Source organism: [Ruminococcus] lactaris ATCC 29176 (genome assembly GCF_025152405.1).
GTDB classification, from domain to species: Bacteria; Bacillota; Clostridia; order Lachnospirales; family Lachnospiraceae; genus Mediterraneibacter; species Mediterraneibacter lactaris.
Map to the genome: position 1 here is coordinate 1,713,752 of NZ_CP102292.1, position 24,683 is coordinate 1,738,434.

The 24,683-nt window shown below is 44.1% G+C and carries 25 protein-coding genes and 1 pseudogene; 4 read left to right on the forward strand and 22 right to left on the reverse strand.

Annotated elements, in window-relative coordinates:
- Window positions 1–32 precede the first annotated feature (32 nt).
- On the reverse strand, window positions 33–872 hold the full coding sequence (locus NQ541_RS08050) for a hypothetical protein (protein ID WP_005610773.1): 840 nt from the start codon (window positions 870–872) through the stop codon (window positions 33–35).
- Between the two features lie 663 nt (window positions 873–1,535).
- On the opposite strand from NQ541_RS08050, the gene NQ541_RS12960 reads away from it, so the two are divergent.
- Both NQ541_RS12960 and NQ541_RS13175 read left to right on the forward strand, forming a co-directional pair.
- A complete protein-coding gene (locus NQ541_RS12960) occupies window positions 1,536–2,060 on the forward strand; it encodes an MATE family efflux transporter (protein WP_334299797.1) in 525 nt (174 codons plus the stop codon).
- A gap of 93 nt (window positions 2,061–2,153) precedes the next feature.
- Window positions 2,154–2,438: an MATE family efflux transporter gene (locus NQ541_RS13175; RefSeq protein WP_334290415.1), complete on the forward strand. Its 285-nt coding sequence runs from the start codon at window positions 2,154–2,156 to the stop codon at window positions 2,436–2,438.
- A gap of 289 nt (window positions 2,439–2,727) precedes the next feature.
- Here the strand turns inward: NQ541_RS13175 and NQ541_RS08060 are convergent, their stop codons facing one another.
- From NQ541_RS08060 to NQ541_RS08115, 12 genes are all read right to left on the reverse strand, one after another.
- A complete protein-coding gene (locus NQ541_RS08060; RefSeq protein WP_226979142.1) occupies window positions 2,728–2,874 on the reverse strand; it encodes a hypothetical protein in 147 nt (48 codons plus the stop codon).
- Window positions 2,875–3,039: 165 nt separating this feature from the next.
- Window positions 3,040–3,339 (reverse strand): type II toxin-antitoxin system RelE/ParE family toxin, encoded by a 300-nt coding sequence (locus NQ541_RS08065; RefSeq protein WP_005610764.1) that lies wholly within the window; start codon window positions 3,337–3,339, stop codon window positions 3,040–3,042.
- 1 nt (window position 3,340) lies between these two features.
- Window positions 3,341–3,589, reverse strand: coding sequence for a type II toxin-antitoxin system prevent-host-death family antitoxin (locus NQ541_RS08070; RefSeq protein WP_005610763.1), 249 nt, complete (start codon window positions 3,587–3,589; stop codon window positions 3,341–3,343).
- 368 nt (window positions 3,590–3,957) lie between these two features.
- A complete protein-coding gene (locus NQ541_RS08075) occupies window positions 3,958–4,914 on the reverse strand; it encodes a ketopantoate reductase family protein (protein ID WP_005610761.1) in 957 nt (318 codons plus the stop codon).
- Between the two features lie 62 nt (window positions 4,915–4,976).
- Complete coding sequence (locus NQ541_RS08080; protein ID WP_005610759.1) at window positions 4,977–6,356, reverse strand: NAD(P)/FAD-dependent oxidoreductase; 1,380 nt, start codon at window positions 6,354–6,356, stop codon at window positions 4,977–4,979.
- Between the two features lie 49 nt (window positions 6,357–6,405).
- Window positions 6,406–7,662, reverse strand: coding sequence for a sporulation integral membrane protein YtvI (gene ytvI, locus NQ541_RS08085; RefSeq protein WP_005610757.1), 1,257 nt, complete (start codon window positions 7,660–7,662; stop codon window positions 6,406–6,408).
- Between the two features lie 2 nt (window positions 7,663–7,664).
- Complete coding sequence (yihA, locus tag NQ541_RS08090; protein WP_005610756.1) at window positions 7,665–8,267, reverse strand: ribosome biogenesis GTP-binding protein YihA/YsxC; 603 nt, start codon at window positions 8,265–8,267, stop codon at window positions 7,665–7,667.
- A gap of 11 nt (window positions 8,268–8,278) precedes the next feature.
- Window positions 8,279–10,597 (reverse strand): endopeptidase La, encoded by a 2,319-nt coding sequence (gene lon, locus NQ541_RS08095; protein ID WP_005610755.1) that lies wholly within the window; start codon window positions 10,595–10,597, stop codon window positions 8,279–8,281.
- A gap of 117 nt (window positions 10,598–10,714) precedes the next feature.
- A complete protein-coding gene (gene clpX, locus NQ541_RS08100; protein ID WP_005610753.1) occupies window positions 10,715–11,986 on the reverse strand; it encodes an ATP-dependent Clp protease ATP-binding subunit ClpX in 1,272 nt (423 codons plus the stop codon).
- Between the two features lie 27 nt (window positions 11,987–12,013).
- Window positions 12,014–12,595: an ATP-dependent Clp endopeptidase proteolytic subunit ClpP gene (gene clpP, locus NQ541_RS08105; RefSeq protein WP_005610750.1), complete on the reverse strand. Its 582-nt coding sequence runs from the start codon at window positions 12,593–12,595 to the stop codon at window positions 12,014–12,016.
- Window positions 12,596–12,721: 126 nt separating this feature from the next.
- A complete protein-coding gene (gene tig, locus NQ541_RS08110) occupies window positions 12,722–14,011 on the reverse strand; it encodes a trigger factor (protein ID WP_005610748.1) in 1,290 nt (429 codons plus the stop codon).
- Window positions 14,012–14,128: 117 nt separating this feature from the next.
- On the reverse strand, window positions 14,129–14,671 hold the full coding sequence (locus NQ541_RS08115) for a DJ-1 family glyoxalase III (protein ID WP_005610746.1): 543 nt from the start codon (window positions 14,669–14,671) through the stop codon (window positions 14,129–14,131).
- 154 nt (window positions 14,672–14,825) lie between these two features.
- On the opposite strand from NQ541_RS08115, the gene NQ541_RS08120 reads away from it, so the two are divergent.
- The gene (locus tag NQ541_RS08120) at window positions 14,826–15,347 is read left to right on the forward strand and encodes a CYTH domain-containing protein (protein ID WP_005610743.1); all 522 of its coding nucleotides are present in this window, start codon (window positions 14,826–14,828) and stop codon (window positions 15,345–15,347) included.
- 138 nt (window positions 15,348–15,485) lie between these two features.
- On the forward strand, window positions 15,486–15,860 hold the full coding sequence (locus NQ541_RS08125) for a helix-turn-helix transcriptional regulator (protein ID WP_023922803.1): 375 nt from the start codon (window positions 15,486–15,488) through the stop codon (window positions 15,858–15,860).
- 156 nt (window positions 15,861–16,016) lie between these two features.
- On the opposite strand, the gene NQ541_RS08130 is transcribed toward NQ541_RS08125, so the two are convergent.
- From NQ541_RS08130 to dapB, 9 genes and pseudogenes are all read right to left on the reverse strand, one after another.
- Window positions 16,017–17,234 carry a homoserine dehydrogenase gene (locus NQ541_RS08130; protein WP_005610740.1) on the reverse strand — a complete coding sequence of 406 codons (1,218 nt, stop codon included), beginning with the start codon at window positions 17,232–17,234 and terminating at the stop codon, window positions 16,017–16,019.
- Window positions 17,231–18,359, reverse strand: a protein-coding gene (prfB, locus tag NQ541_RS08135; protein ID WP_117687690.1) for a peptide chain release factor 2 whose coding sequence is annotated in 2 segments (ribosomal slippage) — window positions 17,231–18,283 and window positions 18,285–18,359 — 1,128 coding nt in all. Because the reading frame shifts where the segments join, the coding sequence is not laid out codon by codon here. The genes NQ541_RS08130 and prfB overlap by 4 nt, the downstream gene beginning before the upstream one ends.
- A 47-nt stretch (window positions 18,360–18,406) precedes the next feature.
- The gene (gene secA / locus NQ541_RS08140) at window positions 18,407–20,983 is read right to left on the reverse strand and encodes a preprotein translocase subunit SecA (RefSeq protein WP_005610737.1); all 2,577 of its coding nucleotides are present in this window, start codon (window positions 20,981–20,983) and stop codon (window positions 18,407–18,409) included.
- 102 nt (window positions 20,984–21,085) lie between these two features.
- Window positions 21,086–21,871, reverse strand: a complete 786-nt coding sequence (gene hisA, locus NQ541_RS08145) for a phosphoribosylformimino-5-aminoimidazole carboxamide ribotide isomerase (protein WP_005610735.1) — start codon at window positions 21,869–21,871, stop codon at window positions 21,086–21,088.
- A 95-nt stretch (window positions 21,872–21,966) separates the two neighbouring features.
- Window positions 21,967–22,326: a hypothetical protein gene (locus NQ541_RS08150; RefSeq protein WP_023922797.1), complete on the reverse strand. Its 360-nt coding sequence runs from the start codon at window positions 22,324–22,326 to the stop codon at window positions 21,967–21,969.
- 168 nt (window positions 22,327–22,494) lie between these two features.
- Window positions 22,495–23,334, reverse strand: a complete 840-nt coding sequence (locus NQ541_RS08155; RefSeq protein ID WP_023922795.1) for a sigma-70 family RNA polymerase sigma factor — start codon at window positions 23,332–23,334, stop codon at window positions 22,495–22,497.
- A 72-nt stretch (window positions 23,335–23,406) separates the two neighbouring features.
- Window positions 23,407–23,707 (reverse strand): annotated as a pseudogene (locus NQ541_RS13180) (fructose-bisphosphatase class III); the annotation flags it as partial.
- Window positions 23,671–23,832: a fructose-bisphosphatase class III gene (locus NQ541_RS08165; RefSeq protein WP_005610726.1), complete on the reverse strand. Its 162-nt coding sequence runs from the start codon at window positions 23,830–23,832 to the stop codon at window positions 23,671–23,673. The gene NQ541_RS08165 and the pseudogene NQ541_RS13180, both read right to left, overlap by 37 nt.
- A gap of 68 nt (window positions 23,833–23,900) precedes the next feature.
- Entirely contained in the window at window positions 23,901–24,659 is a 759-nt protein-coding gene (gene dapB, locus NQ541_RS08170) for a 4-hydroxy-tetrahydrodipicolinate reductase (RefSeq protein ID WP_005610724.1), read from the reverse strand.
- Window positions 24,660–24,683: the final 24 nt, after the last annotated feature.

Sequence of the window (24,683 nt, forward strand, 5' to 3'; positions counted from 1 at the left end):
TGTTACCCTGTCATTTTAAAGAACATCCTCACTTACACGGTTACATATTTCTCCGCTTCTTCTTTGCATTTCAACGTATTTCCATGCCCAATTACATATTTCATACATTCTTTTCCCTGCTCTTCTTTTCCGATTCGGTAGTAACATACTCCCAGCAGGAATCTGCGTGTAACCTCATAATAAGGCAGCTTTTCCGTATCATTTTCCAGTAATCTTACTGCTGCCTCATCTTCACCTTTCAGCATCAAATTTTTTGCCATTAACAGCGGATTCTTCTGAAATACTTTCCCTGCTTTTTCTAATGTAGCCGAATAACCTGCCGCATCTTTCTCCTGATATTTCTTCGCCAGTTCGAGATTCGTCATGACCTGCTGCCAGGAACGTCCCTCTCTTTTTCCTTGCCATTCATTCTTTATATACTCTTCTGCCTTCTGCAACTGCCCATTTATGATCAGTGCAACTACATATTTAGGCTCAGCTATCAGCATGACATTTTTTTGAAATCTATGATAATCCAGACTCTTTCCGTACTTTATCATCCCTTCCAGCATTTCTGAATATTTTTCTGCATCACATTGCTCTGACAGAATCCGGTCAATTTTTGAAAAATCTCTGAGAATGCCCTTGATTAAAATGAATATACCTGCGATCAGATCAACCACCACGCAAATCCACAGAAGCCAGGGATCTGTCGTGACCCAGCCCGGCTGCTTCACATCGAAAAAGAGTACTGTCTCCTGATGCGGGAACGGATTTCCTTTAAAAATACTCACCACACAGATCAATGCTGCATAAATCAACAGCACATTCCGTATCATCCTGATGCGTCCCTTTTTCTGCTTTTCATAAATCTTTTTTATCTGCTTTTCCATTTTCTCTACCTCGCTGTCACACTATTTTTGTACCTACAACATAATGATGCCAGGGTCAAAAGGTCTAAGCCCACATGAGCTTGCTCATAGGTGGGTGAAAGACCTTAGAACCCGCCCCGATATGAGCATAAAAGTGGGATGATAATCCCACGATATGCGAATATTGGGCAGGATTGTGGGAGTGCGTAGCACGGAGCAATCCGTAGGCATCAAAGTCGGGGGCTTTTGACCCCGACATCATATAATTATACATAATTTCTGCTGTTATTGAAATCTTCTCTTGCTGTCTCCTGCTTTCCGGGAGTATAATCTACTGTAAGCTCGTTGGAATCTGTATTGTTCCGGCAATTGTATTACATGATGTTTCATACGAAAGCGTAACTGTATCTGCTTTTTTCATCTTCTTTTCATAGATATTCCTTTCTTCTAATCTTTTTGCTTCTTAAATCTTACGCTTGTAATATTTAAAAGTCAAGTCTATTTTCAGGAATTGTATACTCCATATTCACCATCTTTATGTGCGATATATCCTATTTTATTACCATCCTCTATATCTTCTCCATTTTTGTTACCCTGTCATTTTAAAGAACATCCTTACTTACACTGTTACATATTTTTCCGCTTCTTCTTTGCACTTCAACGTATTTCCATGCCCAATTACATATTCCGGGAGTTGGTGCTTCTGCCCTCACCGGTGGCGGTTTATTCACACCCATTTTAATGCTGATCAATGCATTTGCCATGCTTGCCGGTGCGGGAGGTGCTCCGCGTGCCGCGATTTCCATGGGGAAAAAGGATAACAGGACTGCAGAAAAGATCCTTGGGAACTGCTTTTCTCTTCTTATTATCATGGCAGTTATACTGACCTTTATTTTCTTTATTTTTGCCCCACAGATGCTGACCCTTTTCGGTGCAAGTGGTAAGACACTTCCTTATGCCGTTGCCTATTCCCGCATCTACATCCTTGGAAGTATTTTTGTACTGATCGTTATGGGAATGAACCCGTTCATTACAACACAGGGATTTGCAAAGATCAGTATGCTCACCACCGTTATTGGTGCAGTGATCAATATTATCCTTGATCCAATCTTCATTTTTGTACTGGATCTCGGTGTAAGAGGTGCGGCACTTGCCACCGTTTTAAGTCAGGCTGTCGGAGCTGTATGGATCCTCCGTTTCCTGACCTGAAAGAAAACCATTCTCCATCTCCGGAAAGAAAATTTCCGGTTACGCAGAGACATTATCCTGCCCTGCCTGGCACTTGGTATTTCCACTTTCGTCATGCTCTCCACGGAAAGTATCCTCTCCATCAGTTTCACCTCCAGCCTTTCAAGGTACGGTGGCGACCTGGCAGTTGGAGCAATGACCATCATTACCAGTGTCAGCCAGCTTGTTACAATGCCTGTGCAGGGGATCTGCCAGGGAGGTCAGCTGATCACAAGTTACAACTTCGGTACCAATAATAAAAAGCGGGTAAAAGAAGCCTTTTTACCAAGTTTAAAGCCTGCGTCTTTTTTACGACCCTGTGCTGGGCTGTTCTGCTTCTTGCATGCCTGCGAAAACTGATCCTACTGATCCCTCTCATCTTTATCCTGCCGCTCTTTTTATCTAATAAGGTATTTGCAGTTTTCCTTGCAGAACCAGTCAGTGATATCCTGGCGGCTGCCATTACAACCATAACCTTCTTAAGCCGCTTTAATGGAATATTGAACCCGAAAGACCTCTCCTCACCGGATATCCGGTAAAGAGAGGCCTCTCTTTTTCATTGATCTTCCATAATTTTTCTTTCAGAATTTTCCCTTTTTCTGTGATTTTTCCTTCTTCCAGGATCTTTCCTGAATCCTCCGGTAACAGATCACCGGTTTCTCCGGTAGCCCTGCTCATCCTGATATTCAGGATGTTCCATTGCACAGGGATTCTGATCACCACAGATTGTATAATCGCACCGGCATCCATTAGAACAGGTAGTTTTACGGATCAATTTAGCATGAATCAGTTCCATCCCCGTAAAATCCGGGTTGCACATTGCCGGCATAACTTCCAGCAGATCATACTTTTTTGCAAATTTGTATAGGCGTGGTTCTATCTGTTTTTATATGTGTTCCACTGTCCTAAGTACACAGACTGTACTGAACGGTGTTATCAATTTGTTATCAAATATCTGTTATCAATCAAAGATTCTCGTAATATCCTGATACCGGTTGATTACACGATAAATTTCTACATACTCATTATCTACTTTGTAGATAATCACATAATCTTCCCATATCGCATACTTATAGTCTGTCCAAAAGCTGACTCGTTTTGAAAGATCCGAACCCATTCCAGGAAACATCTGAAGATTTTCGAATTTGCCATAAATCTCCTTTATGGTCTTTGCCGCATTCTCCTCGTTATCTTCAGCAATGTAATCCCGAATGCTTTTTAAATCCTTTGCAACAATCGGGTTAATCCTCAATTTTAACATCCTATTCCCCCACGAGTGCTTTCAATTCATCCAAATCAAGCCATCCTTCGCCGTCTTTCACTGCTTCTTCTGCTTCTTGCAGCTTCATCAAGAGCTTCTTTTCTGCCCGATCACGTTCATAATCCTCAAAGTCCATAACTACAAAACGACCTCTGCCATTCTTTGTAAGATACACTGGCTCGCCTTTATGACAATTTTTTAGGACTTCATTATAATTTCTTAAATCAGATACTGGTAAAATACTTGCCATATTCTTTCAGCTCCTTCCTTGATTTCATATTTTTCTGCTACTTACATTATACACAAAAAGCTGTAAAATTCAACGCAAAGTTTTACAGCTTTTTAATTTAAAATCATTTTTTCATTTTCTTCCATATTCTCTATTACTTCTGTTCTCTGCAGATTTGCTGGAAGTCGAACAGTATAATGAAAATGTTGTCTTTCAGGGAATCATCGACTGTGCCAAAGCCGCTTTGGAACATGATATTCCGGTGGTTCTCGGAAACGATGTCGGCTGTCCCTGGATCATCCAATGCCCAAAAAAAGAAAAGCAGTCGAAAAAGAACTCGACCGCTTTCTCTGATCTTTCAGAACTATCATTTTTCTTCAGCTATCTGCCTATTTTGAGCAGGTGGCTTTTTCATTTTTCCCACCATAATCAAATTTTCCGTCATTTTTTTCTTCCAGTGCTTTGATCATATGATACGTATACTCATTATACGGAACTGCAATCCCCAGTTCCTTTCCCATACGCATCAATGCTCCTGAGAACATATCGATCTCAGTATGTCTTCCCGCATCTAAATCCTGCAAGGTAGAATATCTCGCAGTTGGCGGAACTTCACTTCCACGACTGGATGAATCATCCGCTGCCTTCAGATCGATCCCCTTTGCCTTCGCCACGGCTTCTAATTCTCTGCGGAGTCCATTACTGATCTCCTTCATGTGGATACTGTCTCTGTAGCATCCCACACCTGCACCAAGGATTGCCTGTGGAAGGTTATTACATACGTTCAGACGGAACTTGCTCCATATTTCTGCCTGAATCTGTTCTGTGGAACGATAATGGATTCCCGTATCTTTCAATAATTCTTCGATCGCCTGCACCCGTTCGCTCTGATACGGTGCTTCACCCTCGCCGAAAATGATACCAATCGTTGTCTCAGGATCAAAATGATATCCATCCTCTTCCTGATGGGATGCCACCTTGATCAGGGAAGGCAATACCGGTGCAGCCCCGATCTCTGCAGCGATCAGTTCTTCACTGTCCACTCCGTTCATCAGACTCATTACCGTCGTATTTTCTCCCACTGCCGTACGGATGCTGCCCATTGCTTCCGGTAAAGCACCATACTTCAGACATACAACCAGCAGATCCACCCCCTGTGCCTCCTGCGGTGTCCATACTTCGGGATTATACGTGACTCCATTAATCCTGCATCCCTTTTTCAGACGTTCTGCCCTTTCACCTTCTGCGATCACACCCAGCCGGATCTCTTTTTTCTGGGAGAGTCCCCAGATCACATAGGAGCCGACTGCTCCTGCTCCGAGAACTGCTACTTTTTCTATCTTCATTTTAGTATCTCCTTTCAAACGTGATCTGATCCAGTGCTTTTACTGATGTTCCCGGAAATGTTCTAACACCGACTCTCCTCTGCGATCTCTCTTGCCACAAAAACTCCACTTGCAGATGCATGAGACAGAGAATGGGTCACTCCACTTCCGTCTCCGATCACATACAACCCCTTATGCAGCGTCTCAAGATGTTCATCCAACTGTACTTCCATATTGTAGAATTTCACTTCCACTCCGTAAAGCAGTGTATCATCATTTGCAGTTCCCGGTGCGATCTTGTCCAGTGCATAGATCATCTCAATAATTCCGTCAAGGATACGCTTTGGAAGAACGAGACTTAAATCTCCCGGCTCTGCAGACAGGGTCGGTGTCATAAAGTTCTCGGCGATCCGCTCCGGTGTACTTCTTCTTCCACGGATCAGATCTCCGAAACGCTGTACCAGGACTCCTCCCCCAAGCATATTGGAAAGCCGTGCAATACTTTCACCGTATCCGTTGCTGTCCTTAAACGGTTCTGAGAAATGCTTTTCTACAAGCAATGCAAAGTTTGTATTTTCCGTCTGCTTTGCAGGATCTTCATAACTATGTCCATTAACCGTTACAATTCCGTTTGTATTTTCATTTACTACGATTCCATTCGGATTCATACAGAAAGTTCTGACTTTATCTTCAAATTTTTCCGTACGGTATACGATCTTACTCTCATAAAGCTCATCGGTAAGATGGGAGAAGATCACGGCAGGAAGTTCTACACGCACTCCGATATCCACACGGTTGGATTTCGTCGGGATCTTCAGATCCTTACATACCTGCTCCATCCATTTACTTCCGCTTCTTCCCACGGAAACAATACATTTCTCACATTCATCTTCTCCGTCCTTAGTAACCACACAGTATCCGTCTTCTTTCATCTCAAGACGGTCTACATGACAGTTAAACCGGAACTCCACTTTTTCTTTTAATTTTGCATACAGATTTTCAAGTACCACATAATTGATATCTGTTCCAAGATGACGTACAGATGCATCCAGAAGATTCAGCTTATTCTGCATACACAGCTTTTTAATGTGTGTACCGGAAGTGGAGTACATTTTTGTTCCTGCCCCGCCAAATTCTACATTGATATCATCTACATATTCCATCAGTCTGATGGCTTCTTCTTTTCCGATATACTCATAAAGTGTACCACCGAAGCTGTTCGTAATATTATATTTTCCGTCAGAGAACGCTCCTGCTCCGCCAAATCCGCTCATGATCGCACAGGTCTTACAGTTGATACAGCTTTTCACCTTTTTGCCATCAATCGGACATTTTCTTTTTTCCAGCGGATTTCCCGCTTCAAAAACTGCCACTTTCAGTTCAGGGGCTTTCTGCATCAGCTCATACGCTGCAAAAATTCCTCCCGGTCCTGCTCCGATAATAATTACGTCATATTTACTCATTCTCACAATCCTCTTTCTTTTTTCTTTTTTCTTTCTCTTCTATTCTTATTTATTTTCCTGTACTTTCCGTTCCTTTTTTCTGCTCTTCAGTCAATTCTTCCTTTTTTGTCTGCTGTTCTGCTTTCACAAGCTGCTCTTTCTCTGTCTCTTGTTCTGCTTTCACAAGCTGCTCTTTTTCTGTCTGCTGCTCCTGCCGCAATCCCAGGATTCCCCTGGTCAGAATCTTTACATCATCAAAAATATAATCAAATGCTCCTGCCTGGCACATATTAATGATTACCATTCCGACCGGCACTGCAAGGATCATCCAGATCACTCCGCCAACCCGGTATCCGATATATAAAAGTAATAATGTAACCAGTGGATTCAGTCCCACACTGTCACCGACCAGCTTGGGCTGGATCAACTGCCGTACTGCCTGCGTTACCACATAAATGATCAGCAATGCTGCCGCCACCTTATATTCTCCCATAAAAACTTCGTACACCGCCCATGGGATCATAGCGGTTCCCGTTCCAAAAAATGGAAGGAAATCAAGAAATGCAATCAGAAAAGCGATCAGGACAAAATAATGGATTTTTAAAAACCCAAGTCCTGCCAGCAGAATCAGGAACACAATCCCCATGATCTTAAATTGGGCTTTAAAATAACCTCCCACTGCATATTTCAGATTGTCCATCACCATAGCCATTCTTTTTGTCACAGCCTCTGGTGCGATCCCTTTCATCCAGTGAATGACATCTTCTCTCTGCACAATGAAAAAATAAGCCGACATGATCATCACAATAAACGATACCAGCATATAAGGAACCTTTTTCGCTGCATTTCCTGCTGCCGTAACTGTCGGTTCACTGACCTTACTCATCAGATTGCCCATATAATCGTCCAGATTTTCAACCAGTGATGTCCATCCGTTCTGAATCCCTTCCGGGAGACGCACAAAGACGCCCGACAGTGTCTGACCGATTTTTTCCAACCCTGTTTCTGTCTGCTCATACAGATCCGGGAAATCCCGGATCAGCCCCGTCACTTCCGTCACCAGACGGCTGACCGCAAAATAGCTGACCAGAATGATTGCCGCCAGTACCAGGATCACGATCAGTGCCGACCCCAGCTTTTTGACAATCTTCATTCTCTTCTCCAACCAGTTTACAAGTGGTGTCGCAATACTGGCAACGATCCATCCGATCACGAACGGCATCAGAAATCCGATCAGTCTGATCCCGATTACAATAAACGCTGCCGTGGCAAGGATACTGAATAAAAGGCTGACTGCGACCTGCCAGTATGGGCGTCTGTTTTCCATGCTTATGCCTCCTCAGATTGATTCAGATATTCTGTCTCGATCAGATCCCATATCTCATCCCTTCCCTGCTTTGTCTGGGAAGAAAATGGAATCACTTTTGTTCCCGGAACAAGTTCCAGTCCTTCTTTTAGGATCTTGATACATTTCTGTACCTGGCTTCTTTTGATCTTGTCTAATTTTGTGGCAATGATGATCGGCTGATATCCCTGCTCTACGATCCAATGATACATCATCTTATCATTTGCAGACGGTGCATGACGGATATCGATCAGAAGGAAAACCGCCCGAAGCTGACCGGATGTATGCAGATAACGTTCGATCAGCTTTCCCCACTGAGCTTTTTCCTGCTCGGATACTTTCGCATAACCATATCCGGGAAGATCTACCAGATACATTTCATCATTAATATTATAAAAGTTGATCGTCTGCGTTTTTCCCGGTGTTGCCGAAATCCTTGCATAGGATTTCCGGTTCATCAGTGCATTGATCAATGAAGATTTACCAACATTTGACTTCCCTGCAAATGCGATCTCCGGCTTGTCATTTTCCGGCAGAACACTTGTAATTCCACAGACAGTTTCCAAATTAATATTTTTAATTACCATAAGATCCTCCTTTATCTTACAAGTGCCGTTTTCAGCACCTCATTCATGCTCTCTACCGGAATGATCTCCAGTCCTTTCGTAATCTCCACTGACAGTTCTTCTACATCTGCCAGATTTTCTTTCGGCACAAGTACCGTATGTATTCCTGCATTTTTCGCAGCAAGCAGTTTTTCTTTCAGGCCTCCGATCGGAAGAACCCTTCCGCGAAGTGTGATCTCACCTGTCATTGCAAGATCTGCACGTACTTTCTTTCCTGTCACTGCGGAGAGGATGGCTGTTGCCATTGTAATTCCTGCTGACGGTCCGTCTTTCGGTACCGCTCCTTCAGGAATATGCACATGAATATCATGCTTTTCAAAGAAATCTTCCTGAATCGCATACTTTTTACTTACAGAACGGATATAACTGATTCCCGTTCTTGCCGATTCTTTCATGACATCTCCCAGCTTTCCGGTCAGCATGATCTCACCTTTTCCCGGCATAACATTGACTTCAATCTGCAAGGTATCGCCTCCTACACTTGTCCATGCAAGTCCACGCACAATTCCGACCTCCGGTGCTGCATTTGCCATCTGATACGTATACTTTTCTTTTCCAAGAAATCTGGACAGATTCCGGTCTGTTACTGCGATCTTCTCTTTTTCTGTCATCAGCAGCTCTTTTGCCGCTTTCCTGCAGACAGCACCGATCTTACGTTCCAGTTGTCTGACTCCTGCCTCTTTCGTATAATTATGTGCCATTTTCCAGATTGCTTTTTTACTGAAAGATAGCTGCTGTTCTGTCAGTCCTGTCTTTTCCAATTGCTTCGGAACCAGATGTTCCTGGGCAATATGCAGCTTTTCATTTTCTGTATAACTACTGATTTCAATGATCTCCATGCGGTCCAGCAGCGGACGCGGGATTGTCTGAAGACTGTTGGCAGTCGTAATGAACATTACTTCGGAAAGATCCAGCGGTACTTCCAGATAATGATCCCTGAACCGGCTGTTCTGTTCTGAATCCAGAACTTCCAGCAAAGCAGAAAATGTATCTCCCTTGTAGTCTGTGCTTACTTTGTCAATTTCATCCAGAAGAAGTACCGGATTTTTGACTCCCGCACTGCGGATTCCGTTTGCAATCCTTCCCGGCATTGCACCCACATACGTCTTTCTATGCCCACGGATCTCCGCTTCATCCCGGACTCCTCCCAGGGAAATCCTCACATAAGGCCGATTCGTTGCCCTTGCCAGCGACCTTGCAATGGAAGTCTTACCTGTTCCCGGGGGACCTACCAGGCAGAGGATCGGACTTTCTTCTCTCCGGGTCAGCGTTCTGACTGCCAGTGACTCCAGAATCCTCTCTTTCACGGTCTCCATTCCGTAATGATCTTCATCCAACACTTTCCGGGCATACTGAATGTCATTATTTTCTTCGGAACGCTTTTCCCACGGCATTTCAAGAAGTGTCTCAATATAGGTACGGATCACTCCATTTTCAGCCTGTGATCCGATCGTATTTTTGAATCTGCTGATCTCACGTTTCAGCTTTTCCTTTACCTCTTCCGGTGCTTCAAGCTTTGCTGCCGCCTCTTCAAACTCTTCTGCATCAGAAATACCTGAATCCTCCCCCAGCTCCTGTCGGATAACTTTGAGTTCTTCCCGCAGGATATATTCTCTCTGATGCCGGTCCACCAGTTCTTTGACCTTTTTCTGAATCTCTTTTTTAACATCTATAATCTGAATTTCATCTGTCAGTTCCGAGCAAAGTTTCTCATATCTTTTTTTAATATCCAGTTCTTCCAGAAGTTTCTGCTGTTCCGTATATGAAAATGGTACACTGCAGGCAATCTCATTGGTCAGCTTCTTCAGATCTTCGATCGAAATCAGTTCTTTCACTGCCTCCTTGGACATTTTTCCACTTTTGTCCGCATATTCCGTAAGAACCTCTCTCAGGTTTCGTGCCATCGCTTCCTTTTGTATCTCATCCTCTATGCCAAAATCTGTCTCTTCCAAAAGTTCAACTTCCGCTTTGAGATACGGTTCTTTTTCACTGATCCCGGTCAATCTTCCTCTCTGTTCTCCTGAGACAAGAACCCGCACAATTTTCTTCGGCAATTTAATGACCTGCCGGACTGTGGCAACTGTTCCGATACTGTATACATCTTCCTGTCCCGGATCTTCTGTCTCTATGGATTTCTGGGCAACCAGAAAAATCTTCTGATCTTCCATCATTGCCTGCTGTACCGCAGTGATCGAGCGTTCTCTGCTCACATCAAAATGTACGACCATCTCCGGCATGATCGTCAGTCCTCTCAGAGCGACCATCGGAAGGCTTTTCATTACGCTGTCCATTTCTTTTCCTCCGTTCTTATTTTTATGTCCTTCTATTTGAATCTATTCTTCTCCTCTTACAGACTACCATGCGTAAAAAAAGCGGGTGGATGGGATTCGCCATCACGCCCGCCTTTTTTATGCACTCTCTGATGTCAGGAACGACTTTCTTTCTTCGCCGTCACGCGTATATCTTGGCGGTTCTGTTCCGAGAACTGCTTCTTTCGTGATCCGGCATTCTTTAATTGTCTCATCAGATGGGACTGTAAACATCGTATCCATCATGATATTTTCCATGATTGCACGAAGACCACGGGCTCCTGTCTTACGCTTCAGAGTCGTATCGGCAATCTCCAGCAGTGCATCCTTATCAAACTCAAGCTTCACTCCGTCCAGCTCAAGCAGCTTCTGATACTGCTTTACGATCGCACTCTTTGGTTCTGTCAGAATACGGATCAGTGCATCCCGATCCAGAAGATCCAGTGACACTGTCACAGGAAGTCGTCCCACCAGTTCCGGGATCAGACCAAATTTCACAAGATCCTGAGGAAGTGCCTCCTGAAGCAGCACATCCATATCGTATTCATGCTTTGTTGCAATCTCTGCATTAAATCCGATCGACTTTCTGTCGATCCGGGTCTCTATAATCTTATCAATTCCTTCAAAAGCTCCACCACAGATAAATAAGATATTCGTCGTATCAATCTGAATCAGTTCCTGATGCGGATGCTTTCTTCCTCCCTGCGGCGGAACAGATGCAACCGTTCCCTCGATGATTTTCAGAAGTGCCTGCTGAACACCTTCTCCCGAAACATCTCTCGTAATGGATGGATTCTCCGATTTTCTCGTAATCTTGTCAATCTCATCAATATAGATGATTCCATGCTCAGCACGCTCAATGTCTCCATCCGCTGCCTGAATCACTTTCAGAAGAATATTTTCAACATCTTCTCCCACATATCCTGCCTCTGTCAGTGCAGTTGCATCAGCGATCGCAAACGGAACATTCAGAATTTTTGCCAGGGTCTGTGCCAGAAGCGTCTTTCCACATCCGGTCGGTCCCAGCATCAGAATATTACTTTTCTGAAGCTCCACTCCAAGATCCTGTTCTGCAAGAATTCTTTTGTAATGGTTATATACCGCAACGGAAAGCACCTTTTTGGCTTCATCCTGACCAATCACATACTGATCAAGGAATGCTTTCATTTCTTCCGGAGTCAGCAGATTGATATCGTCCAGTGCTCCTCTGTCGTTATAATCCAGCTCTTCTTCAATGATCTCTGAACAAATCCCCACACACTGGTCACAGATATATGTCCCGTTCGGACCTGCGATCAGCTTGCGTACCTGAGCCTGCGTCTTGTTACAGAATGAACATCTTACAATCTCTTCTGTCATTTTTCCTGCCATATTCTTGTCACCTCATACTGCAATCTATTAGTGGCTTGCTATTACTTCGTCAATCAGACCGTATTCTTTTGCCTCAGCCGCAGACATAAAGTTATCACGCTCTGTATCTGTCTGGATCACTTCCAGCGGCTTTCCTGTATTTGCTGCCAGAATACTGTTCAAAGTCTTTCTGGTACGGAGGATATGCTCTGCTGCGATCTGAATCTCTGTCGCCTGTCCCTGTGCTCCGCCAAGTGGCTGATGGATCATAATCTCAGCATTCGGAAGGGCAAATCTCTTGCCTTTTGCTCCACCTGAAAGCAGAAATGCTCCCATACTTGCTGCCATACCAATGCAAACTGTAGATACATCGCATTTGATATACTGCATTGTATCATAAATTGCCATTCCCGCTGTCACAGATCCCCCCGGACTGTTGATATACAACTGGATATCCTTATCCGGATCATCTGCCTCCAGGAAAAGTAACTGTGCTACGATCACACTTGCGGAAACATCATTCACTTCCTCTCCGAGAAAAATAATCCTTTCTTTCAGAAGTCTTGAATAAATATCATAAGAACGTTCTCCGCGACTTGTCTGCTCAATGACGTAAGGTACTAAACTCATATTCTTTCCTTCTCCCTGTCTGAATCTTTGTCTGTAAATTACCGGGCTGTCACTCCATCTGGAATTGCCTGCCCACCACTAAAAAGGGTACACCCATTACAGGTGCACCCCCTACAGAATCTCTGCTTATTCTTCTACAGCCGCCTCTGTGATCAGAGTAACTGCATCCTGCACTGCGATATCTTCTTTCATCTGCTTCTTCTCATTCTCACCCATGAACTCTTTGAGCTTTTCAACTTCCATCTGGTAAGAATCAGCCATCTTCTGAAGTTCTTCATCAAGACGCTCATCCGATACTTCGATATTCTCTGCAGCTACGATTGCTTCGAGAACCAGTCTTGTTCTGATTCGCTTCTCAGCCTGTGGCTTCAGTTCTTCCATCATCTTCTCCTCATTGAGTCCTGTGAACTGGAAGTACTGCTCCACGCTCATACCCTGCTGCATGATGCGACGTGCAAAATCATCTGCCATCTGCTTAGCCTGAAGATCTACCATCGGTGCAGGAAGATCGATCTCTGCATTAGCAACAGCCTGCTCTACAGCCTGGTTTTCTTTCTTTTCTTTTCCTTCATTCTCTTTACGCTCTTTGATCTTAGCCTTTACTTCTGCCTTATAATCTTCCAGAGTCTCTGCCTCTTCCGATACCTCTGAAGCGAACTCATCATCCAGTTCCGGAAGTTCTTTTGCCTTGATCTCATGCACTGTGCATTTGAACACTGCCTCTTTACCTGCAAGTTCTTTTGCCTGATATTCCTCTGGGAATGTCACTTTTACTTCTGTCTCTTTGTCGATCTCAGCTCCGATCAACTGCTCTTCAAATCCCGGGATAAATGCACCGGAACCGATCGTCAGCGGGTAATTCTCACCCTTTCCGCCTTCAAACGCAACTCCGTCTACAAATCCTTCAAAGTCAAGTGTAACAATATCCTTGTCCTGAACAGCTCTGTCTGTAACTTCTACTGTTCTGGCATTACGCTCACGCTCTTTCTCGATCTCTTCATCTACTTCTTTCTGCATAACTCTTGTAGATACCTTGTCTACCTTAAGTCCCTTATACTCGCCAAGCTTTACTTCTGGCTTTACAGCTACTTCTGCTGTAAAGATAAAGTCTTTTCCTTTTTCAAGCTGGACAACATCAATTGTCGGCTGGGAAGCGATCTCAAGTTCACACTCATCATATGCCTTTCCATAAGCTTCAGAAATCATGTGATTTGCTGCTTCATCATAGAATACTTCCGGTCCGTACATTTTTTCGATCATCTGACGCGGAACTTTTCCCTTACGGAATCCCGGAAGGCTGATCTTGCTACGCTGCTTTAAATAAGCTGCCTGAAGTGCCTTTTCTACTTCTTCTGCTGATACTGTGATCGTCAGCTTTGCCATATTATGCTCTAAATTCTCTACCTGTAAACTCATTTTCTTCCTCCTTGATTAAGCAAATAGCTTCTTATTGAAAAATGTATCGTCAATAAGCTATACATTCGCAGTCATTGCATTAGTATAGCATAAAAGTCACCATATTTCCAGTATTTTTTACATATATACGATAGATTCTGCTATTTCGTCTGCTTTTTCCTTTCCATATAAAACACTCACCAGTTCCAGTGAAAACCTGACGGCAGTTCCCATTCCCCGAGATGTCGTGATCCTTCCATCCGTCACTACCGGCTCGTAGCTTACTTCAAGACAGTTCAGTTTCTCTTCAAAGGACGGATAACAGCATGCCCTTTTTCCTTTCAGCATTCCCAGTTCTCCAAGGACACTCGGTGCTGCACAGATCGCCGCAATGTGCTTTTCCTTCTTTTCTGCCTGATTCAGCAGTCTGCAAAGTCCTGCATGCTCTTTCAGATGCAGCGTCCCCGGCATTCCTCCCGGAAGTACATACAGATCCGCTTCTCCTGCTTCCTCGATCATCCGGTCTGCCTCTACCTTGATCCCATGTGCTCCTGTAATCTCTTTTCTATCCATCACAGAAACCATTTCCACCTCTGCTCCGGCTCTACGCAGGACATCTACGACAGTAAGTCCTTCAATTTCTTCAAATCCATCTGCCAGAAATACATAAGCTTTCTTCATGTCTATGCCTCCTCATTCTTTGCATACGCAATTAGTGTAACAAATGTCTTCTTTAAATGCAATGGTTTACATTTATTCTTCCCTATACTATCATAAAGAGAAGAGCTGTATTTCAGTCCTGAACATCAGAATTTTTTTATAAAGGAGCATACCTATGGAAATCGAACGTAAATTTCTTATCAAAGACCTGCACTCTCTTCCTTTTTCAATAGAAGCTTATCCTCACCGTGAACTGGAGCAGGCCTATCTCTGTACCGGACCGGTCGTGCGGATTCGTAAAGATGATGAACAATATTTTCTCACTTATAAATCCAAAGGGCTTATGATCCGGGAGGAATATAATCTTCCTCTCAACCGCCAGGCTTATCTGCATCTCCGCGAAAAAGCTGACGGCAGGATCATCCAGAAGACACGGTATGTCATTCCCCTTGACGAAGTCACTGATTCATCCCCGTCACAGAAAGAAAGTCATCTTTCCCCACAGTTCAGGGAAAAAGGTGTTTCTCTTTTCCTTGAACTGGATATTTTTAAAGGCGATCTTGCCCCATTGTTTCTCGCAGAGATTGAATTTCCTGACGAGGAAACTGCACGTAACTATCAGGCTCCTGACTGGCTTGGTGAAGATGTCACACACCTGTCTCTGTACCACAACAGTACTTTAAGTCAGTTAAAATAATGCAGACAGATCCGGTATTTGCAACAGTTTATTGAATTTTGCATATTTTTCACATTCTGTTGCATTTTAATTCCTGTAGCTAAAATCTTGGTATAATCTATTCACATTACTATCGATTTTATGCAGGGAGGTACGGCGTTGGCAAATATTCAGCTTGCGAAAAATCTGCTCCAGCTCCGACAGGAACATCATTACACGCAGAAGCAACTCGGAGATAAACTTAATATCACACATCAGGCGTACTCCTATTACGAAACCGGACATCGTGATCCCAATATTGATATGCTCACAAAGCTTTCTGCTCTTTATGGATTTTCGATTGAACAGCTTCTGACAGTTCCCTGCAGTATAAAAAATTCTTTTGCAAAAGAATCTGCAAATACTTACCATACCGGGCTGATCATCACAACCGGTGATACGATCTATCTGACTGAAGAGGAGGCCGAACTTCTCATCCGTTTGCGGGAAGCGTCTGATGATGATCGGAAACTCATTAAGAAAATCCTTGATTAAGTGTATGCTGGTTTTCAAAAAAAGAACCGAAATCTCTGATGACTGAGGAAATCCCTCATCACCTTAGATTCCGGTTCTTTTTATACTTTTTCAGCTTTTATCCTTTTCTTACAGATCTTTTTCAGAGATCTTCCTGCAGAAAATATTCTTTTCCGATCAGTCTGCCAGACGGATCATATGAATAATCTCCGGGAATGCCTCTGCCTTTTTAGAGTAAGTTCCTTCCGTCATTACTTCTGTTATAAATCCAAATTCATCTTCCAGGCCCTCTGTCTCCACAATCTCAACAGAACCAAATGCTTCTCTGATCTGTTCCTTCTGAGCTTCTGATCTGCCCTGAACCCTTACAAAGAAACGATGCTCTGCCTCTGCATTCGGGATCAGCTCCAGCTCTCCTGCATCCCATCTTGTCACAACATTTCTGTGAAGATGCTTTGCCGCATCTACCACGTCTGCAACAACGGCACTTGCTGTCGGAAGTTTACCTGCTCCACTTCCGTAGAACATTGCATCTCCAAGCATATTGCCACGGACAAAAACTGCATTAAATACATCATTTACATTACAGAGCGGGTGCTCTTCTGAAAGAAGCATCGGTGCAACCAGTACACTGAACGTATCTCCCACACGTTTGCTTGAAGCAAGGAGCTTGATCGCCATATTCAGTTTCTTGGCATACTTCATATCTTCTGTCGTGATCTTTGTGATTCCTTCTGTATGGATTTTTTCAAAATCTACGTGCTGACCGGAGATCAGAGATGTAAGAATCGCAATCTTTCTGCATGCGTCATGTCCCTCTACATCTGCCTCAGGATTTCTCTCTGCATATCCCTTATCCTGAGCCTCCTTCAGAACTTCTGCATAATCTGCACCCTCAAAGAACATCTTTGTCATCATGTAGTTCGTTGTTCCGTTCAGGATTCCGATTACTTCATCAATACGGTCTGCTGTCAGAGAAGAATTCAATGCACGGATAATCGGAATGCCTCCTCCTACACTTGCCTCAAACATAAAGTTGATCTCCCGTTCACGGGCAATCTCAAGCAGCTCCGCACCATGCTTTGCAACCAGTGCTTTATTGGATGTTGCCACACTCTTGCCTGCTTCCAGGCACTTCTTTACAAATGTATAGGCAGGTTCAATTCCTCCCATCGTCTCTACAACGATCGCTACTTCAGGATCATTGAGAATCGTATCAAAATCATGCGTCAGAATCTCTTCCACAGGATCTCCCGGAAAGTCTCTGAGATCCAGTACATATTTTACATAAATCTCATCCTGTACTCTTTCATTGATCAGGCTGCCATTCGTACGAATCACTTCTACAACACCTGATCCAACTGTACCGTATCCCATTACTGCTATATTTATCATTCTTTCTTTCCTTTCTGTGCTTCTGCATCCATGCTCAGATATGCATTGATAAACGGATCGATATTTCCATCCATCACTGCCCCTACATTGCTGATTTCTGCATTTGTCCTGTGGTCTTTTACCATTGTATACGGCTGCATAACATAAGAACGGATCTGATTTCCGAAATTAATATCACTGACTTCACCCCGGATATCCGACATTTTTTCCGCCTGTTCCTGCTGCTTAAGAAGAAGCAGCTTGGATTTCAACATCTGCATTGCCTTATCTTTGTTCATATGCTGCGAACGCTCATTCTGACACTGTACCACAATTCCTGTCGGAAGATGTGTAATACGGATTGCCGATGACGTCTTATTGATGTGCTGTCCACCTGCTCCGCTGGAACGGTACGTGTCAATCCTCAGTTCATCTTCATTGATCTCGATATCAATATCTTCCTCAATATCCGGGATCACATCACACGATGCAAAAGAGGTCTGTCTCTTTCCTGCTGCGTTAAACGGAGAGATACGCACCAGGCGGTGTACTCCCTTTTCCGAACGGAGATAACCATAGGCATTCTCTCCTTTCACTTCAAAGGTAACACCTTTGATCCCGGCCACATCTCCTTCCAGATAATCCAGTACTTCCAGTTCATACCCCTTCTTTTCTGCCCATCTGCTATACATACGGTAAAGCATTCCGGTCCAGTCCATGGCCTCTGTTCCGCCTGCTCCTGCATGGAGCGTCACAATCGCATTGTCCCGGTCATACGGTCCGATCAGAAGCGTGCTGATCCGCAGTTGCTCAAATACTGCTTCAAACTGTTGCAACTCTTCTGCAACCTCTTCTGCTGTCTCCTCTTCTTCGTCCTCTCCAGCACTCATATCAATAAGCAGGAGCATATCCTCATAATCTGTATATAACTTTTCAATCTCTTTTACAGAATCCTGAAGACCCTTCAATTCCTTCATTACCTGCTGTGAAACTTCAGGATTATCCCAGAATCCAGGCTCCTCAAGTCTCTTTTCCAATTCTTCGATCCTTAGCTTCTTTGAAGCGAGGTCAAAGTGAATCCCTCAAATCTTTCAGCGGTTCTTCATATGCAGTCAGCTTTGACTTTAATTCATCTAATAAAACCACCTTAATCACCTCTTTCATATTTTATCTCAACTCTTCTGCCAGTCTGATTATTTTATTTTTCTTCCACAGCACTGCTTATATTTCTTTCCACTTCCGCATGGGCATGGATCGTTCGGATAAATCTTCTTTTCTTCACGCTTCTTCGGCTCACGTACGGATGTATCATCCTTATTCGTTCCTGTTACTTTTGCAACTTCCTCACGCTCTACCTTTTCCTCCACACGCAGATGGAACAGAGTACGGATCGTAGTCTCTGCGATGGCATTCGTCATCTCACCGAACATATCGTATCCCATCATCTTATACTCAACCAGCGGATCTCTCTGTCCATAAGCCTGAAGTCCGATTCCCTGACGGAGCTGATCCATATCATCAATATGATCCATCCAACGTGCATCAATTACTTTCAGCAGGATGACACGCTCCACTTCTCTGAGCTGTTCAGCCTCCGGGAACTCTGCTTCTTTACTTTCATACGCCTTGACAGCACGTTCTTTCAACAGATGCTTCAGTTCCTTCTGTCTCATCTGACGGCATTCTTCTTCTGACGGAAGTTCCATCTGCGGGATCACTCCGTGAAGATTGATCTCGAAACCTTTAATATCCCATTCTTCCGGATCAACTTCTGTAGAAGCAAAACGGTCTGTCATGTTCTCCACATATTCGGTGATCATACTGTAGATCGTATCTCTCATACTCTCACCATCCAGCACACGACGACGCTCCGCGTAAATGATCTCTCTCTGCTCATTCATAACCTGATCGTACTCTAACAGATTCTTACGGATTCCAAAATTGTTCGCCTCGATCTTCTTCTGTGCTTTTTCGATTGCATTCGACAGCATCTTATGCTCGATCTGCTCTCCGTCTTCCACTCCCAGTGTATTGAATACTCCCATCAGCTTCTCTGAACCAAACAGACGCATCAGATCATCTTCCAGGGAAATATAGAAACGGGATTCTCCCGGATCACCCTGACGACCGGAACGTCCACGCAACTGGTTGTCAATACGTCTGGACTCATGACGCTCTGTACCAATAATCTTCAGACCGCCTGCAGCTTTGGCATCATCATCCAGCTTGATATCCGTACCACGTCCTGCCATGTTCGTTGCGATCGTAACCGCTCCATGCACACCTGCATCTGCAACGATCTCAGCTTCTTTTTCATGGTATTTTGCATTCAGCACATTATGCTGGATTCCTTCTTTTTTCAGCATCCGGCTCAGCAGTTCGGAAACTTCGATGGTGATCGTACCAACCAGTACCGGCTGACCGGTCGCATGAGCTTCTTTAACTGCTTCTACAACAGCCCGGTATTTTTCCTCTTTCGTCTTATATACCGCATCTTCCAGGTCTTTTCTGAGAACCGGCTTATTGGTCGGGATCTCAATAACATCCATACCATAAATATCACGGAACTCTTTTTCCTCAGTCAGGGCTGTACCGGTCATACCACTCTTCTTATCATACTTATTAAATAAGTTCTGGAATGTGATCGTCGCAAGGGTCTTGCTCTCTCTTCTTACCTTTACATGCTCCTTCGCCTCGATTGCCTGATGAAGTCCGTCTGAATAACGGCGTCCCGGCATGATACGTCCCGTAAACTCGTCGACGATCATAACCTCTCCTTCTTCATTCACCACATAATCCTGATCCCGGAACATCAGATTATGAGCCCGAAGGGCAAGGATGATATTATGCTGGATCTCAAGATTCTCTGCATCCGCAAGATTTTCAATATGGAAGAACTTCTCAACCTTTTTCACACCATCTTCCGTCAGGTTGACTGTCTTCTCTTTCTCGTCAACAATAAAATCTCCCGTCTCTTCGATCTCTTCTCCCATGATCGCATTCATCTTGGAGAACTCTCCGCTCGCCTCGCCTCGCTCCAACTGACGTGCAAGTACATCGCATGCCTCATAAAGTGCTGTAGACTTTCCGCTCTGACCTGAAATGATCAGCGGTGTACGTGCCTCGTCGATCAATACAGAATCGACCTCATCAATGATCGCATAATGCAGTCCTCTCTGTACAAGCTGTTCTTTATAAATGACCATGTTGTCACGCAGATAATCAAATCCCAGTTCATTATTCGTTACATAAGTAATATCACAGTTATATGCTGCACGACGCTCATCATTGTCCATACTGTTCAGGACAACTCCGACGGTCAGTCCAAGAAATTCGTGTACTTTTCCCATCCACTCAGCATCACGCTTTGCCAGGTAATCATTGACAGTAACAATATGAACACCCTTGCCTTCCAGTGCATTCAGATATGCAGGAAGTGTGGACACAAGTGTCTTACCTTCTCCGGTCTTCATCTCTGAGATACGACCCTGATGAAGAATGATACCACCGATCATCTGAACTCGATAATGACGCATACCAATACTTCTGTAGGCACCTTCTCTTACAACTGCAAATGCTTCCGGCAGAATATCATCCAGTGTCTCGCCCTCTTTCAGACGTTCTTTGAACTCTCTGGTCTTTCCGCGAAGTTCTTCGTCCGACAATGCTTCCATCTCCGGTCCGAGAGCTTCAATCTTATCTACGATCGGATAAATACGCTTCAGCTCATTTTCACTATGGGTTCCGAAAATCTTCTCTATAATGTTCATATCCCGTAATTTACTCCTTATCTGAATCTGATTTTGACATCTCGATATACGACGCCACTATGTTATCCATTCTATCACTATCTGAACTGTAATTCAACTAATTCATGGCTTGTTAACATTGTTCACAGTTTTGCAATATTCATAGGGAATCTTTCCACCAAATAAATCCAATGCACTTCCGATCGTAAAATCAATCTTTCCCCGGCTCTCTTTTTCAAACCGTTCCAGATCTTCCGGTGATCCAATGCCACCGGCATATGTAACCGGGATTCCATCCCATTCGCCAAGCATTCTTACCAGACCGTCATCCATCCCCGCTCCTTTTCCTTCCACGTCTACTCCGTGGATCAGGAATTCATCACAGTACTCTGCCAGTTCATCCAGTATCTGCGGTGAAAGTGCTGCTTCTGTAAATTTCTGCCACCGGTCTGTCACAACAAAATATTTTCCATCTTTCTTTCTGCAGCTCAGATCCAGCACAATCTTCTCCTTTGTCACTGCTGCCACAAGTTTTTCAAGATTCTCTTTCTGAAACCTGCCATCCCGGAAGACATAAGAAGTTACGATCACGTGGCTCGCCCCGGCTTCCAGATATCCGGCTGCATTGTCCGCCGTAATTCCTCCGCCGATCTGCATTCCCTGCGGATAAGCCCGCAAAGCTTCCAGTGCCTGCCGCTTTGTTTCCTCATAATATTCCGACCCTTCCGGGTTTAACAGGATGATATGCCCTCCTTTCAATCTGTCCTTCTGATAGAGTCCGGCATACCATGCCGCATCCAGTTCTGAAGTAAAATTCGTATTTGCCTGATTTCCTTCATCCCTGAGACTTCCCCCTACGATCTGCTTCACTTTTCCGTTATGTATATCAATACACGGTCTGAATTTCATAGCATACTTCCTTCTTTCTTTTCCAGGATTTTCAAAAGAATACCACAGGAATTTTCTTACATTCCTGTGGCTCTTTTCTGAAACTTTCCCTTTGTTTAGCGGTTCTCTTCCATTGCCCGGTCTGTCTTCTTTCCGGTCTGATCAGTATTTTCCTGATTGTTCTGTACTCCGTTATCCTCTGTCAGATCGTCTGCCGCACGGTCGATCCCGTCGGTAATCCCGTCCGTCACATCTTCCACACCGTCCGTCACATCATCCACTGCATCGTCCATCACTCCATTGCCGTTCCCCGCTGTTGCATCATTTACATTGCCATTTTCTTTCCGGTTCGTGCCATTTTTATCCTGCATCGTCTGATCTGCTGCATTATCAGCACTATTATTGCCACATCCAACTGTGCCAAGGAGTGCAAAGGTACAAAGTATCATGACTAAAAATCTTCTGGTTCTTTTCATAAAAGTTCTCCCTTTCTGTATCAATAATATTGTATTCCTACTATCTGCAAGTTCTTCAATATTTATACATCCAGGAAACATTTTCTATTTTATGATGCCAGGGTCAAAAGGTCTAAGCCCACATGAGCTTGCTCATAGGTGGGTGAAAGACCTTTTGACCTGCCCCGATTATCTTTCTGCCTTATTTCTAAGCTTTTCCATTGCACGGGACTCGATCTGACGCACACGTTCTCTTGTCACCTTCAGCTCTTCTCCAATTTCTTCCAGCGTATGGGTTTTTCCATCCTCAAGTCCATAACGCAGCCGGATCACCTGCTTTTCCCGGTCATTCAATGCATTAAGAAGTTCACTTACTTCCTCCTTCTGGACAAGAAGATTCATCGCTTCTTCCGGTGTCGGAGAAGCTTTATCCTCCACCATATCTCCCAGGTTATTTTCTCCGTCTTCTCCTACCGGAGTTTCCAGTGAAACCGGATTCTGAAGATAGGATAAAATATTTTTTACATCCTCTGTACTCTTATCTCCCAGCTTTTCTGCGATTTCTTCCGGTGTTGCTTCTCTTCCGAGACTCTGCTGGAGTTCTTTTGAAATACGCTGAACTTTCTTCATCGCCTCTGCCACATGAACCGGTACACGGATCTCTCTTGACTGTTGGTCGATTGCACGCTGGATCGCTTCTTTGATCCACCAGGATGCATAAGTTGAAAAGCGGTTCTCCTTTGTAAAATCGTATTTTTCCACTGCACGCATCAAGCCGATATTTCCCTCCTGGATCAGATCCATCAGTGGGATCCCTCTGCCGGTATAATGCTTGGCGATTGATACAACCAGCCTGAGATTTCCTTCTTCCAGTCTCCGTCTTGCCTCTTCATCACCGTCCACACTTCTGCGTCCCAGCTCTTTTTCTTCTTCTGCATCCAACAGAGGAATCTGACCGATCTCATTGAGATAGATCTTCAGCGGTTCTGTAACCTCTGTCCCTTCCGGTATATTTAATTCTTTTTCCATGCTTTTCTCCATCTACACCTTTTCTATGATCTCACCACTGCGATATGCCGCAAGCAGTCTCTCCAGGTCTGCCACCTGTCCGTTTACAATATGTGCATCCGATGGATCCAGACCAAACTCGATCAGGATCTTATCGATCACCTTTTCATTTTCAAGCAATGCATAATACGGGTTCTTCTTCTCCACATGCGTCTCTTTTTCTGCAAGAAAATACCGTTCAAACGTCGCCATCTTATTCTTTCCAAACAATGGTGAATCCGGGGTGGAGCCAGATATACCACATGATATCCCGCCCGTCCTGACGCTCCTTTTTGTCCAGTGCAAAAAAACCTTTTCTCACATAACTTTCCAACACATCATAAAGCTCTCTTCCACGAGCTCTGTTCCCTTGGGAAGATTCAAAATGGCCTGCAAATTGATAATCTCTGTGGACGCTGCCGCGATCGTTGGATACAGATCTGACAGCCGCTCCAAATATCTGGTCTCCAAATCTTTCATTCCTGCTCTCCCTGCCTGTTTTTTATTTTCCCCTCAGCAAACTTTACAAGAACTCTCTGAATCCCTGATTAAAAACGGATCACATCTCCCATATCATACATACCACGCTTCTGCTCTGCGAGAAATTTTGCAGCTTCTACAGCACCTTTTGCAAATACACTTCTTGAATAAGCTGTATGCTTAAATTCGATCACTTCATCTGTCCCTGCAAAGATCACTTCATGCTCTCCTACGATCGTTCCGGCACGCACTGCTGAAATACCGATTTCCTTTACATCCCTCTTCTTTCTCACCTGGCTTCTGTCATAAACATACTCATATTCATTGCCAAGTGCCTCATTCATAGAATCTGCCAGTGCGAGAGCTGTTCCACTCGGTGCATCCAGCTTCTGATTATGATGCTTCTCAACAAGCTCCATATCGTATCCTGCCGGTGCAAGTACTTTTGCTGCATCTTTTAAAAGCTTCAGGAGAAGATTGATTCCCATGGACATATTCGCTGACTTTAACACTGCGATCTTTTCGGATACTTCTTTCACCCTTGCAAGCTGCTCTTCTGACAGTCCTGTTGTACAGAGGACTGCCGGAAGTTTCTTCTCAACACAATAATCCAGCAGTTCATCCACTGCCCCTGCATTTGAAAAATCAATGACCGCATCTGCATCCACATCACACTCTGAAATCGTCTCAAAAACCGGATATTCATTGGCAACTGCTGTATACTTGTCCACACCTGCCACAATCTCAACATCCTGATCCTGCTTTGCGATCTCAGTGATCATTCTTCCCATCTTTCCATTGCATCCATGCATTAATATCTTAATCATCTGTATAAATCCTCCTTTAAATGC

What these genes read in the sequence shown, in the direction of transcription:
- NQ541_RS08050 (WP_005610773.1), bottom strand. Translation starts at nt 872, where the DNA reads ATGGAAAAGCAGATAAAAAAGATTTATGAAAAGCAGAAAAAGGGACGC.
- NQ541_RS13175 (WP_334290415.1), top strand. Translation starts at nt 2,154, where the DNA reads ATGCTCTCCACGGAAAGTATCCTCTCCATCAGTTTCACCTCCAGCCTT.
- NQ541_RS08060 (WP_226979142.1), bottom strand. Translation starts at nt 2,874, where the DNA reads ATGGAACTGATTCATGCTAAATTGATCCGTAAAACTACCTGTTCTAAT.
- NQ541_RS08065 (WP_005610764.1), bottom strand. Translation starts at nt 3,339, where the DNA reads ATGTTAAAATTGAGGATTAACCCGATTGTTGCAAAGGATTTAAAAAGC.
- NQ541_RS08070 (WP_005610763.1), bottom strand. Translation starts at nt 3,589, where the DNA reads ATGGCAAGTATTTTACCAGTATCTGATTTAAGAAATTATAATGAAGTC.
- NQ541_RS08075 (WP_005610761.1), bottom strand. Translation starts at nt 4,914, where the DNA reads ATGAAGATAGAAAAAGTAGCAGTTCTCGGAGCAGGAGCAGTCGGCTCC.
- NQ541_RS08080 (WP_005610759.1), bottom strand. Translation starts at nt 6,356, where the DNA reads ATGAGTAAATATGACGTAATTATTATCGGAGCAGGACCGGGAGGAATT.
- ytvI (WP_005610757.1), bottom strand. Translation starts at nt 7,662, where the DNA reads ATGGAAAACAGACGCCCATACTGGCAGGTCGCAGTCAGCCTTTTATTC.
- yihA (WP_005610756.1), bottom strand. Translation starts at nt 8,267, where the DNA reads ATGGTAATTAAAAATATTAATTTGGAAACTGTCTGTGGAATTACAAGT.
- lon (WP_005610755.1), bottom strand. Translation starts at nt 10,597, where the DNA reads ATGGACAGCGTAATGAAAAGCCTTCCGATGGTCGCTCTGAGAGGACTG.
- clpX (WP_005610753.1), bottom strand. Translation starts at nt 11,986, where the DNA reads ATGGCAGGAAAAATGACAGAAGAGATTGTAAGATGTTCATTCTGTAAC.
- clpP (WP_005610750.1), bottom strand. Translation starts at nt 12,595, where the DNA reads ATGAGTTTAGTACCTTACGTCATTGAGCAGACAAGTCGCGGAGAACGT.
- tig (WP_005610748.1), bottom strand. Translation starts at nt 14,011, where the DNA reads ATGAGTTTACAGGTAGAGAATTTAGAGCATAATATGGCAAAGCTGACG.
- NQ541_RS08115 (WP_005610746.1), bottom strand. Translation starts at nt 14,671, where the DNA reads ATGAAGAAAGCTTATGTATTTCTGGCAGATGGATTTGAAGAAATTGAA.
- NQ541_RS08120 (WP_005610743.1), top strand. Translation starts at nt 14,826, where the DNA reads ATGGAAATCGAACGTAAATTTCTTATCAAAGACCTGCACTCTCTTCCT.
- NQ541_RS08130 (WP_005610740.1), bottom strand. Translation starts at nt 17,234, where the DNA reads ATGATAAATATAGCAGTAATGGGATACGGTACAGTTGGATCAGGTGTT.
- secA (WP_005610737.1), bottom strand. Translation starts at nt 20,983, where the DNA reads ATGAACATTATAGAGAAGATTTTCGGAACCCATAGTGAAAATGAGCTG.
- hisA (WP_005610735.1), bottom strand. Translation starts at nt 21,871, where the DNA reads ATGAAATTCAGACCGTGTATTGATATACATAACGGAAAAGTGAAGCAG.
- NQ541_RS08150 (WP_023922797.1), bottom strand. Translation starts at nt 22,326, where the DNA reads ATGAAAAGAACCAGAAGATTTTTAGTCATGATACTTTGTACCTTTGCA.
- NQ541_RS08155 (WP_023922795.1), bottom strand. Translation starts at nt 23,334, where the DNA reads ATGGAAAAAGAATTAAATATACCGGAAGGGACAGAGGTTACAGAACCG.
- NQ541_RS08165 (WP_005610726.1), bottom strand. Translation starts at nt 23,832, where the DNA reads ATGAAAGATTTGGAGACCAGATATTTGGAGCGGCTGTCAGATCTGTAT.
- dapB (WP_005610724.1), bottom strand. Translation starts at nt 24,659, where the DNA reads ATGATTAAGATATTAATGCATGGATGCAATGGAAAGATGGGAAGAATG.